This window comes from Type-A symbiont of Plautia stali, from assembly GCF_059731155.1.
Genome location: NZ_AP035891.1, coordinates 3,689,719 through 3,701,938, shown reverse-complemented (window position 1 = coordinate 3,701,938; position 12,220 = coordinate 3,689,719). Strand labels below are relative to the sequence as shown.

4 protein-coding genes and 5 pseudogenes are annotated in these 12,220 nt (G+C 61.0%); 7 read left to right on the top strand and 2 right to left on the bottom strand.

Annotated elements, in window-relative coordinates; genetic code table 11:
* The first annotated feature begins 472 nt into the window (after window positions 1–472).
* From bcsO to AC6I8M_RS19680, 7 genes and pseudogenes are all read left to right on the top strand, one after another.
* Complete coding sequence (gene bcsO, locus AC6I8M_RS19710; protein WP_072216130.1) at window positions 473–862, top strand: cellulose biosynthesis protein BcsO; 390 nt, start codon at window positions 473–475, stop codon at window positions 860–862.
* Between the two features lie 177 nt (window positions 863–1,039).
* A pseudogene (locus AC6I8M_RS19705) lies at window positions 1,040–1,688 on the top strand (UDP-forming cellulose synthase catalytic subunit); the annotation flags it as partial.
* A pseudogene (gene bcsB / locus AC6I8M_RS19700) lies at window positions 1,685–5,029 on the top strand (cellulose biosynthesis cyclic di-GMP-binding regulatory protein BcsB). The pseudogenes AC6I8M_RS19705 and bcsB (AC6I8M_RS19700), both read left to right, overlap by 4 nt.
* The gene (gene bcsD / locus AC6I8M_RS19695; protein WP_010617910.1) at window positions 5,029–5,475 is read left to right on the top strand and encodes a cellulose biosynthesis protein BcsD; all 447 of its coding nucleotides are present in this window, start codon (window positions 5,029–5,031) and stop codon (window positions 5,473–5,475) included. Before bcsB (AC6I8M_RS19700) ends, bcsD begins: the two are co-directional and overlap by 1 nt.
* 9 nt (window positions 5,476–5,484) lie before the next feature.
* A pseudogene (locus tag AC6I8M_RS19690) lies at window positions 5,485–6,491 on the top strand (family 8 glycosyl hydrolase).
* A gap of 288 nt (window positions 6,492–6,779) precedes the next feature.
* Window positions 6,780–7,013: a BrnT family toxin gene (locus tag AC6I8M_RS19685; protein ID WP_318285096.1), complete on the top strand. Its 234-nt coding sequence runs from the start codon at window positions 6,780–6,782 to the stop codon at window positions 7,011–7,013.
* The gene (locus tag AC6I8M_RS19680) at window positions 6,994–7,296 is read left to right on the top strand and encodes a BrnA antitoxin family protein (RefSeq protein WP_010617912.1); all 303 of its coding nucleotides are present in this window, start codon (window positions 6,994–6,996) and stop codon (window positions 7,294–7,296) included. The genes AC6I8M_RS19685 and AC6I8M_RS19680 overlap by 20 nt, the downstream gene beginning before the upstream one ends.
* 5 nt (window positions 7,297–7,301) lie before the next feature.
* Here AC6I8M_RS19680 and AC6I8M_RS19675 read toward each other — a convergent pair.
* Together AC6I8M_RS19675 and bcsB (AC6I8M_RS19670) are read right to left on the bottom strand one after the other, a co-directional pair.
* Window positions 7,302–9,938 (bottom strand): annotated as a pseudogene (locus tag AC6I8M_RS19675) (cellulose synthase subunit BcsC-related outer membrane protein).
* Window positions 9,931–12,217: pseudogene (gene bcsB / locus AC6I8M_RS19670) on the bottom strand (cellulose biosynthesis cyclic di-GMP-binding regulatory protein BcsB). The pseudogenes AC6I8M_RS19675 and bcsB (AC6I8M_RS19670) overlap by 8 nt, the downstream one beginning before the upstream one ends.
* Between the last annotated feature and the right edge of the window lie 3 nt (window positions 12,218–12,220).

Genomic DNA, 12,220 nt, shown 5'->3' with positions numbered 1-12,220 from the left:
GCGGCCAGCCATTGCGAAAGGCTCCTGCGGAAGCCTTTGTTATTTGTGGCCTGATACATGAGTAAAATTAACCTGACGTGTCTTAATCGCCTGCGATGACAGAAATGTATTACGCGACTGAATCTTTAAATCGCTGGCCCTGAACGACAGCGAAAAGGTTAAGGCAAATTCTGAATCCGTGCCGCATTGTGTGAGCACCGTCACGGCCAGATATAACTGCACATTTCAATGATATGTTATTTATTATCAGTGTATTACCTTAATTATCTTCCGGTTGCTATTTCCGTTAATCGATTTTTATTAATCCTGCTCAATTAATCAGTGCATGCTTTTTGCATCTGCATATTTTCAATCTTTCAGATAAAACTCTTTTGTCGAATCTGCGGTTTTAATAATCAGAATTCTCTCACCGTGTCTTAACGTGTGTATTATATTCGCGGAAATTACCCCTCCGCTTTAACAGGCTCTGATCATGAAGAACTACGACGATCTGCAGCGTTTCCAAGAAAAAACGCAAACGCTGGACATTGCTTTCAAGGATATGTCCGGGCAATCGCTGGAAGCCGATCACAGCCAGTGGGCGATCATCCGTCAGCGGATGATGAGCCGGAGCTGGGTAGCGGCCAGCGCGTCGATCTGCCGCAGCCGCAGCCGATTCGCGGCGATGAGTTTGTCGCGCCGCCGCAGGCTCTTAATCCGGCGCCCGTCGCCCGCAGTGAAAAGGGTTCGCTGCTGCAGAGCTTGGCGGCCAGCGCGCCGGCACCCGACACAGAAACACCGCGCAGCGCGCTGTTTCCGCCGGCAAGCAGCGCGCCCACTGCCGCGTCCGTGTCGTCGCTGGCACCGGCAGCCACGCACGTAGCGCGTCAGGCTGCCACTTCACTGTTCTCACCGCCGCCGATCAGCGCGCCGGTCGCTGAACAGGCTGTTGCCCCTGCTGCTGCCGCAGTACCGGCCACTGCGCCCGCCGTGGCGCAGCCGGAGCCTGCTACGCCCTCGCGCTTTGGCGCACTGTTCCGCTCGCGTGCGGCGAAACCGGTTCATTATCGTACGGCCTCACGTCATCGTTGCCGCGCTGCTGTCGATTGGCATCGTGGCAGGCGTGGTGCGCGCCGTGGCGCATGATTACTTCGAGGTGGACCCGTATGTGATTGCGCTCAACGTCGGCTGGGCGGTTGTTCAGCCTGATCATCCTGATGGCGGCGATTGCCGTGGCGCGTGAAACCAAACAGGTGCGTAAAACCATTCGTATCGAGGTGCAGATCCCGGCGGTGATTCACTATGCTAGCGGCATCTCTTCGCGTACGCAAACCAGCGATCTGTCGATGGGCGTTGCGCAGCTGGATGCGCCGGACAACCGTCATAAGCATGATGAAATCGAATAGATCGATCTGCTGCTGAAATCGGGCGCCATCACCATTCCGGTGAGCAAGATCTCCGGTGATGAGGAGACCATTCGTCTGCGCTTTGGCGCGATGCCGCTGGCGCGCCGCCGTGAACTGGTGCGCGTGGTGCTGGCGCGGGCCGATGCGTGGATCCAGCCGGAGTATAAGCAGGACAACCCGCTGGTGTCGCTCGGCACCATCATCCGTACCGTCTTTGAGCTGTTCTGGCTGAGCTGGAAAGATCGCCATGAGGCGCGCAAGCGTGATGGCCAGGCGACAGCCAAAGAGGACAGCGCAGCATGAAAACATTGACGTACACGTTGCTGGCCAGCGCGCTGACCACCACGCTGCTGCTCGCCCCCGCCTGGGCCGAGACGCCGGCCGTAACCCAGGACAGCGCCGCGCTCTCCGACGTACCGTCGCCACAGGGGCTGGATGGCAGTGCCGATCCGCAGCTGAAGCAGGCCGCGGGCGACGCGCCGTACACGCCGGGCGACGCAGCACCGGTGCAGGAAAATACAGCACCAGCACAGCCAGCAGAGTCGGCACAGTCAGCAGCCCCTGCTGCGTCTGACATCGTCATATCGCAGGTGGCTGCGGAGGCACCGGCTGCCGCTGAGCCCGCTGGCGCGCTGTTAAATCAGCCGGTGAGCAGCACCATTTCGGTGGCCCAGATGGGGCAGCCACGCGGCATCACCCTGACCGGCGGCCAGCTGCAGTCCGGTATTCTGTTTACCCTGCCGGGCGATGAGGTGATCACCAATGCGCGGCTCAACCTGTCGCTGCGCGTCTCTGCCGCGCTGGCGGCTCGCAACACTTCGCTGCAGCTGATGCTCAACGGCCAGCCGCTCGGCACGCTGCCGCTGGGTGCCAGCGACAGTGACGTCAGCGACTATCAGCTGGATATTCCGGCGGCGATGGTGGTTTCCAGTAATAACCTCAGCTTCAAAATTAACGACGCCGACAAGCTGCTGTGCGAAAAAGAGAGCGCGCAGCAGTATCAGGTCACCATTCTGCCGAAAACCACGCTCAGCCTTGAAGGCCAGCAGCTCAACATCGGCACCAGCCTGCGCAACTTCCCGCGTCCGTTTATTGATGTGCAGCGGATGACGCCCGCCAGCGTGACCTTTGGTTTTGCCACTAACGTTTCGCCGGATAGCGTCAGTGCCGCCGCGCTGGTGGCTTCCTGGCTCGGCATTCAGTCGGATTACCGTGGCATCCGTTTCCCGGTGGTGCGCGGCGATCTGCCCGAGCACAACGGTATCCTGATCGGCCATCCGGGTGACAAAATCGGCAGCGTGACCGCTGCCCGCGGCCAGTGGCCCGCTGCTGCAGGTGATCGATAATCCCAACAATCCGGTGTACAAACTGCTGCTGGTGGTCGGTGCGGATGATGCCCAGCTGCGCCAAGCGGCAAACCGCCTGACCACGCAGCCGCTGGCCACCGATGCCAGCAGTCTGAACGTACCGCCGCAGCCGATTGGCGTGCATAAACCGTACGATGCGCCGCGCTGGATCAACACCAGCCGCCCGGTGCGCCTCAGTGAGCTGCTGCGTAAAGATCAGAGCCTGACCACTACCGGTATCTGGCACGATGCGCTGCGGGTTAACTTCCGCGCGGCGCCAGATCTGTTCCTGTGGGACGGCGACGCGATTCCGGTCAATCTGCATTACCGTTTCCCGTCCGAAAGCTGGATCGATGAAAACAATTCGTTTCTTAACGTCACGCTGAACGGTACCTTCCTGCGCAACCTGACGGTGAACAAAGTCGGGCTGCTGGAGAGCGCCTAGCACCGGCTGGGCGGTGATGCACGCCAGGAGCAGTACACGCTGAAGCTGGAGTCATACCTGATTTACGGCGACAACCAGCTGGCGCTCTACTTCAACATCAAGCCAAAGGCGGATGCGCCGTGCGTCGTGCTGCTCAACAACAACATCAAGAGCCGTATCGAAGAGGATTCGTGGATCGATTTGAGCCACACGCGCCACTTCACCATGCTGCCGAACCTGTCGTACTTCGTCGGTGCCTCGTTCCCGTTCTCGCGCCTGGCGGATTTTTCGCAGACCACGCTGCTGCTGCCGGATGCGCCGGGTGATGCCGAGATCGCCACGTTACTGGACATGGCCGCGCGCGCCGGTAACGCCACCGGCGTGCCGCTGGTGCAGAACTAGGTGTTGTTTGGTCTGCCGAACGGCGGCACCAATCTGACGCGCCTGCAGCACAGCGCCTTCACGCAACAGATGCTGGCCGGCACCGCTTACCAGACCAGCGGCAACATGCTGGGCGTTAAAGAGCCGACCACCGTCGATAAGCTGCGCGGCTGGCTGACCGGTGACTGGTCTCGCCAGCAGCTGGATGCCGATCGCTACTTCTCCTCTAATGAGGCGTGGCGCGGCTTTGTCAGCTATCGCTCACCGTGGAGCGCCGATCGTCTGGTGGTGATGACGGTCGCCACCAGCGATCAGCAGCTGCTGCGTTTGCACGATGATTTGAATTCGGCGCGCATCAACGCCGGCATCCGCGGTGATACCGCCATCATCACCGATGAGAACGGCATCCGCAGCTTCCGCGTCGGGCCGCAGTTCCCGAGCGGTGAAATGCCGTGGTACATGATGGTGGTGTGGTATGCCAACCAGCACTCGGTACTGATGGCGCTGGCGGCGCTGCTGCTGTCGGCGCTGATCGGCAGTGCGGCCGGTGATGCGTGGCGTCGCTTCGGCAGCAACGCGCTGGTGCAGGGCAATGTGGTGGCATCCGGCGCGGCCAAAATAGACGACACGCCGTCTTCGTCGACCGATTCGCAATCGGCCACCGGCGTGGAACTGAATATGGCGCTGAAGGGCGACAGCTATGAGATCGACCTCGGCAGCACGCCGCTTGGCCAGGATCTCAGTACGCTGGTGGGCGGCGTGTAGTGGTCGCCGAAGCTGACCGATTTCCTGACGCTGATCCTCACCGGTGAACGCCGCGCCATGACCGACAGCCTGCTGTCGTACGTTGGCGTGGAGGACAAGACCAGCGGCAAGCGCTGGGGCGCGTCACCAAAAACGGCGGCAACGCCATGCTGAGCTTCGATAACGGCGACGCGGGTTTCGGCGGCGGCGCTTACAGCTATCTGGGCGAGAACGAGGCGAGCAACAACAGCGTGCAGGCCACGGCGGGCGCTTACGTGCGGCCTTACCACTACGACGACCGCGAGCTGAAGGTCGGCATGAGCCTGTCGTGGATGGATTTCTCCAAAAACCTGAGTTACTTCAGCTACGGTCAGGGAGGCTATTTCAGTCCGCAGAATTATGCGGAGGTGTCGTTCCCCATCGACTTCAGCCGCAAGTTTGATGACCTGAAAGTCAACGTTGGCGGTTCGGTCGGCTATCAGTCGTACAGCTAGGACAAGAGCGCGTATTTCCCCAACGATCCGTCGCTGCAGTCCCAGCTGCAAAGCCTCGCCGATCAGGGCTTTGTCAAAAGCGCCTATTACAGCGGTGAGAGCAAAAACGGCATCGGCTATAACCTGCACGCCGGTGCCGATTATAAGATCAATAAAGATGTCACCATCGGCGGCCAGCTCGGCAATGATACCATTGGCGATTACAACGAAAGCACAGCCAATCTGTACTTCCGTTATCTGTTTGGAGACAACTAATGAGTGAGCAACCGGGCGTACGCATCAGCCATCCGCATCAGCCGGGCTGGTTTGATCTGGTCAGCGTGATGATTGAGAGCATGCTGGACAATGCTGGCGCGGAGGCGGAAGCCTTTCTCAACGGCGTGGGCGAATTGCTGGCAACGCGCTATCCTTTGCCGGAGGCGCGCACCGTGCAGGATCTGGAGCGCGAAATTAATCTCCAGCTGGCGCGGTTTAACTGGGGCTTTGTTCAGCTGCAGCCGCAGCAGAACGCGATTATGCTTGAGCACCATGCCCTGCCCCAGGGTGACAGCCAGCTTGATGCAGAACGCTGGCAGCTGGCGTTGAGCGCAGTGCTGACCGGCGTGTACGCGCAGTGGCTACGCGCGCAGGGTGGCAGCGCGGCGGTACCGCTGACGCTGGAAAAAATCGACGGCGGCACGCTGCATTATCGATACCAATAGGAAGCTGTGATGAGAGTGATGCAGTTCTGGCGTCAATGGATGCTGTGTTTCATGGTGATATTCTTCAGTGCTCAGGCGGCCGCCTGATGGCTGGAGCAGTTACAAAAGCCGCTTTATGAGCAGCGACGGCCGCATCAGTGATACGGTCAACAATAACGTCAGCCACACCGAAGGTCAGGGCTACGGCATGCTGCTGGCGGTGGCGTATAACGATCGCGCCACCTTTGATTTGCTGTGGCAGTGGACGCGTACCCATCTGCGCAATCCGCAGAATGACCTGTTCTACTGGCGCTACACGCCGGGGGCGGCCGATCCCATCGCCGATAAAAATGATGCTTCGGACGGGGATGTGCTGATCGCCTGGGCGCTGCAACGCGCGGCGCAGAAGTGGGGCGGTGATTACCAGCAGGCTTCGGATCGCATTCAGCGCGCGGTCATCAAGCTAACGGTGATCGACTACGCCGGCCGCAAGGTCATGTTGCCGGGCGCGCAGGGCTTCAATAAAACCAGCTATGTGGTGCTTAACCCTTCCTATTTCCTGTTCGCCGCATGGCAGGAGTTTGCGCAGCACAGCCATCTGCGCGTGTGGAACACGCTGATTGATGATGGCCTTGCGCTGCTGGGGCGACATGCAGTTTGGCAAAACCGGCCTGCCGCTGGACTGGGTGGCGCTGAACGCCGATGGCTCCGTCGCGCCGGCGGTCGGCTATTCCAACCGCTTCAGCTATGACGCGATCCGTATTCCGCTGAATATCTGGTGGTACGATCCGCAAAGCCTGCGGCTGGTGCCATTCCAGCGCGTCTGGCAGGGCTACGCGCGCGACACCACACCAGCGTGGTTTGATGTGCTGGCCAATACCCCGGCGCCTTACAATATGAAAGGTGGCCTGACCGCGGTGCGCGACCTGACGCTCAACCAAACCGGCTACCTCAGCGACCGCTTAGCGCCGGAGCAAAACTATTTCTTCGCCAGCCTGCAACTGCTGACCTGGCTGGCTTATCAGGAGAAGCGATAGCCTCTCTGTGCCGGACGGGATTAACCTTCCGTCCGGCTGATCATCATCAGGCCCGCCCGCCTGGCTTCAAACCCTGTTCCACCATTTCACTCGATTCCATACCTGTCTGTATTTCATTTCATTCCTGTACTGAACGTGCAGCTATTGCGCCCGATCAATACCATCAGCGCGCACTGCACGCAATTTGTCATGCTAAAATGTATAGACAAAAGTGTATGATAAATGCAAACGGAACTGGAGTTTGAGTAGGATACCACCAAGGCGGAAACAAATTTCCGCAAGCATGGTATCTGCTTTGAAGTTGCAGCCCGCGTGTTTGAGGATCCTTTCCACCTGTCGGTGCAGGATCGTTATAAAAATGGGCAATATCGCTGGCAAACCATTGGTAATGTCATGGGGCATGTGGTCATTCTGGTGGCCCATACGGTGCGCTTCGAAACAGATGTTGAGCGAATAAGGATTATCAGCGCACGCCATGCAACGCGTAATGAGAGGAGGAGCTATGAGCAAAGTCAGGTTTAAACGCAGTGAATTAACGCCGCTCACCGATAAGCAACAGGCGGAGCTGGATGCTTTGAGCCGGAAACAGGACAGTGACATCCAGTGTGATGATATTGCGCCGTTAGACGACAGTTTCTGGCAGGTAGCCGAACGGGGGCGTTTTTACCGCCCGGTAAAAACCCAGGCTTCGCTCAGAATCGATGCGGATATTCTTGAGTGGTTAAAGGCGCTTGGCAAAGGGTACCTGACGCGCCTCAACGCGATCCTGCGAGCCGCGATGCTAAGAGAACTGCAGGGTAAATAGTGTGCTTATTTAAAATCCGCATACGGTTCCAGTGGCTGTGGCGGCATATCCATGTCGCCGTTCCAGCCGGCCATTGAGTAGCGCACATACAGCAGCCCATGGCTTGGGGTGTAATCTTTCGCCTGCTGAATATCCATGGCTAAACCCAGCGACCAGTGCGGCGTGATGCGCCGCTCTATCAACGCCTGCAGCGTATAGCCGAAACCACGTCCGGAACTGCTGTCCGATGACGGATTGCTGGCCAGCGTAAAGCCTGGATTCACTGGGTAGCGCGCCTGAGCGTGGGTGGTTGACTGTGACCACGACACCGAGCCGCCGAGTTCATACGACCAGTTTTCCGTGCGCTGACGCCAGGTCAGCGGCACCGCCAGCGAGAAGTAGCGTTGCGGGCTGTAATAGCCACCCTGACCAAAGGTGTAGTCGCTCAAATCTTTCTGATAGTGCCACAGCATACTGTTCAGGCCGATGGTGGCGCGCTGGTTGTCGCTATTGATCAGCTTGTCTGCCATCAGCCGTTCGCCGCTGTTATCCGCCACGTTTTCACCGCTGATTTGATGGGCGCTGAGATCGGCCCACACACAGTGCGCGCCGCCCCGATCGTAACTCAGGCCGATGCCGCCGTTAGTGGCCGGATCGCGTGCGCCGGCGTAAGCCAGCAGCGAACTGGAGAGCGGGCGACGTGAAGCCGTAAAGGTCACCCCGAGATCGTCGATGTCGGTTTTCCAGCTTACGCCGCCGACCCAGTTAGTGACGGTAAAACCGAGCGGCGTGGTGCCGATATCGGCTGACCAGCGATCGTTGTGCCAGCCGACACCCAGCGCGGTGCCTTCGTCCCGCTGGGTGAAATCGCGCCGGCAGCCCCCGGCGTTGGCGTCGTTACAGCTGCTGAACTGTTCACTGTGGCTGCCATCAGTGGTGGAAAACGTTCCGGCAGACACCTGCACGTGATCGACGCGCACAAAGCTGCGGCCATCGGCCAGCAGGGTTTCCGCCTGCAGCATGGTGGTATGGGCGGTAAAGTCAGAGGTGCCACCGTTGCCCTTATCGCGCGAGTAGTCCTGTTCCAGCGTCACGGTGGTGTCCTGCTGGCGATACAGGTCAGCGGCGTCGCTGCGAATGCTGCGCTTCAGCCAGTCGTCCTGTGCCTGCGTGCGCATCAGCCGGGTATAGCTGGCGTTATCGTCTGCCAGCGCAGGCGTGATGCCGCTGGCGACCATGGCCGCGCGGTAATCCTGCTGTGCCAGCGCGGGCTGGCGCTGCTGTCTCTCCAGCCGCGCGGCATCACGCAGCACCAGCGCTTTTTCCTGTGACGGAGCGACAGCGGCGGCGCGGGTTTTCAGCGCGCTGAACAGCTGCTGCGCTTTGAGGAGATCGCCGCTGTTCAGGCTCTGCTGCGCCACGCTGTCCGGCAGGCTGTGCAGCGCTGCGCGCGCTTCGGTCGTGCGCTGCAGCGCAAGCAGCGCCTCGATGCGGCCGAGCGCGGCATCGTTGTTGCTGGCGTCCTGTTGCAGCACGACGAGGCCGGCTGCTGTTGCAGCAACCGGATGGCGGCGGCTTCATCATCGCGGGCGCGTAGCTCCCCGGCACGCCCGAACGCCTGGTTTTGCGCCAGGCGGTCCGCCAGTTCATGCATGTTGCTGTCCCAGCGGGCGGTGGGTAAACGGTGCAGCGTGGCCAGCGCGGCGGCAGCGCGGTGACCGGCACGCGCCTGCGCCTGGCCCATGGCACCGAGCAGTTCGGCGTCGTCCGGATTGGCCTTCAGCGCCGCCTGTAATGCGCCAATTGCCGCCGCGCCGCCGCCAGCCTCGACCAGCGCCAGGCCGCGCATGCGCTGGCGGAAGGCCGGATCGGCCAGCATCTTCTGCTGGCGCGCCAGCTCATCCACTCCGCGCTGTTGCGCATCGCCGCTGGTGAACACCTGCAGATACTGCTGCAGGCTGGCAACGCTGCGCTCGCTCACCGGCTGGTTCTGGATCTGCTGCAGCCACAGTTCGGACGCGGCATCACGGCCGCCGTCGCGGTTGGCTAGCTGACGCAGCTGGGTCACCGCCTGATTATTATCAAACGCCATGCGCGCCAGCTGTAGCTCGACGCCGATATTGCCCGGATAGCGCTGCTCCAGCGCCTGCAACTGACGCCAGGCGAGCGGCTGCTGGCCCGGCAGGCGCGCAACCAGCCGCCAGTACTCCAGTTCGGTGTTTACATCGGGAAAGACGCCGTGAAACAGCGCATCCCACGCTGCTTTGGCCTCCGGAAACCGTCCGGCGGTGGCCAGCAGTCGCGCCTGCTGCAAGCTGCTGACGCCCTTCGGGGCTCATCAGACGCAAACCTGCCGCGGATTCACGCGTGGCGGCGTCATCCGGCGCCCTCTTTTCCAGCCCCCCGAACAGCTGCTGCGCTTTGGCCTGATCGCCCTGACGTAGCGCCATACGAATGCGCGCCGCCAGCACCTGCGGGTTATCCGGATCGATTTTTTCCAGCCGGTACAGCGACTGCTGCACCAAATCGTATTTGTTGGTGGATTCGCCGGTACGAATCTGCATCAGCAGCCACGCCACCGGCGCCACCTGCGGACCGGGCGCGGCCGCCACGCTGCCGGCCAGCGCACTGGCGATCAGCAGCACAAGCGGTAACTTATTCATCGTCATCCAGCTCAGCCAGGCGGCGACGACTCACCATGCGCATCAGGCGCCAGGCCATCAGGGCGAACAGGATCACCACCAGCACGGCAACACATTGCCAGCCATACCGGATGGGTTGCTAGCAGATTCCACAGCCGCTCCCACCACGGCAGATGCCCGACAAAGTAGGTATCGCCCACGCGCACGCTGTTGACGCCGGACTACCGGACGATGCTGACGGAACCGAACATCGCCGCGCGCTTACCGCTGTCGCGCAGCGCACCGTTCAGCAACGCCCAGCCGCGCGGGCTGTCAGCCAGCAGCGCGACCACGCTGCGCTGATCGTGAAACGGCGACTGGAAGCCAACCAGGGCGCCGAGCGGACCGCGCGAACTGATGCCGGTTTGGCTTTCGGCGGTGCGCTCGCTGGCTGACAGTGGCACGTTGGGCGCGCTGCCCGAGCGAGATGGCATGTTGAGGGTACTGCGCGTGCGATCCACCAGCAGATTGATCGCCGTGTCCGCCTGCAATCCGGCGGAATGCTGCCGATCAGCAGCAGATCGGCATCATGGTCTTTCGCGTTGCGCCAGTCATCCCTCATCTGCACGCGCAGTGCCGGATAGCCGGTCTGGGCGCCAATCGCCCCCAGCGCGTCAAGCAGCGTACTGACTTCGCCGCTCTCCGGTTTTGCCGGTACCAGCACCAGGGGTTGCGCCAGATCGGCGTAGCGGCTGAACGGGAAGCCAGCGCTGGCAAACGCGCCGAGCGAGGGCATTTCGATATAGTGACGATAGCCGGAGAAATCGATGCTGGAGCGATCATCGATCACCGCATGATGCGCGACAGGGGTGACGGTTTCACAGCGGCCATCGGCAGTGCCGCCGATAAAGGTATTGGCGTAGTCAAAATCAAAGCGCAGCTGGTTCACCACGCCGAGGCGCAGTGCCGGAATGGTCAGCTGACGGCTGTTGTCCTGCAGGCCCTGCATCAGCGGAATGCGCATCAGCTGCTGGCCCGCGCCATCTTTACTGGTCAGCGGATAATCCTGCATGAACTGGTTATTGAGATGCACCGCCAGCCGCGAGCCGTCCTGCTGCACCGGTGAGGTGTAGCGATAGATCAGGTCCATATCAATGCCATGTGCGCGGACCAGGAACAGATCCGGCGGCAGGTTGAGCGTCAGGCTAATCGGGTTGGGTTGCAGGCCATCGGCCTGCAGCTGGTTCTGATACTGCGTCAGTTCACCAAAGGTGGTGCGGCGATCGGTGCGTACCCAGTTTGGCGCATCGTACGGCTGGCGCGGGGCCAGCAGTTTCACGCTGTCGATGGTGGCGCGCTCGCCGCGCAGCAGCAGTTCACCCTGCGCAATGCCCTCTACTGCAGTGATCAGATCGTTATCGTCGCGGCCGAGAATTAGCAGCATCTTCTGATAGGGATTGTCCGGCTGGCTGACCATTTCCACGGTGGGTTTGTCCACCGGCGGCAGCGTTTGCAGGAAGTCCGGCCGGCGATCGTTTGTGGCGAACACCACCGCATGCTGCCCTTCCGGCAGCTGGTTATACAGCACCGGGAAGGACTGGCCGCGCCACTGCGCCTGGCTACCGAACCAACGAGGCCTGCAGGCCTGCCGCGCGCTGTTGCTGCACATCCGGCTGGCCGCTGAAGACCATCGGCAGCTGCAGCGGACGGTTGTCACGCACATCAAAGAACGGCTCCGGGAAATGGGAGAGATCGTTTTTCAGCGGCAGCTTCTGCAGCGTCAGGTCCAGTTTGCTCGCTTTACCGATATCCAGCCAGATGGTGCTGTTGGCCGGATTTTCACACACGTTGGCGTAGTGACCGACCAGTTCCAGGCGGATGCGGTTGAAGTCGCTAATGTAGCGCGGATCGATCGACAGCTGCGTCTGGTTCTCTTTGCCGAGCTGATCGGCGGTGACGGTGACCAGTCCCACCAGTTCATCGTTGAGATACACCTTGAGCTGCGACTGCGTCGGCAGCAGCGCTGGCTAAGGCCGGTAGTTGAGCGTCAGCAGCGCGCGCGTGACCACTTCGTCGCTGCGCACGCCGAACTCAATCTGGCTGGTGGGGACGGTGCCGCGCAGCGTCATACTGCCCGGCGGCGGTGCCACCTGGGTAAACAGCAGCTGGCTATCGCGCAGCGGTGCGCTGGCATCGAGCGGTTGGTTCACGTCGGACAGCGGCGCAGCGGTTGCCGCAGGCGGTGCATCAGGAAGCGCCGCCTGCGCCAGAGACGCCGTGCCCAGCAGCAGGGCGGTGAACCAACTCAGTTTTCTCGTCATGGT

Bases quoted from the DNA above. Each gene is read 5' to 3' on its own strand.
- bcsD (WP_010617910.1), top strand. From the start codon at position 5,029: ATGAGTGAGCAACCGGGCGTACGCATCAGCCATCCGCATCAGCCGGGC.
- AC6I8M_RS19680 (WP_010617912.1), top strand. From the start codon at position 6,994: ATGAGCAAAGTCAGGTTTAAACGCAGTGAATTAACGCCGCTCACCGAT.
- bcsO (WP_072216130.1), top strand. From the start codon at position 473: ATGAAGAACTACGACGATCTGCAGCGTTTCCAAGAAAAAACGCAAACG.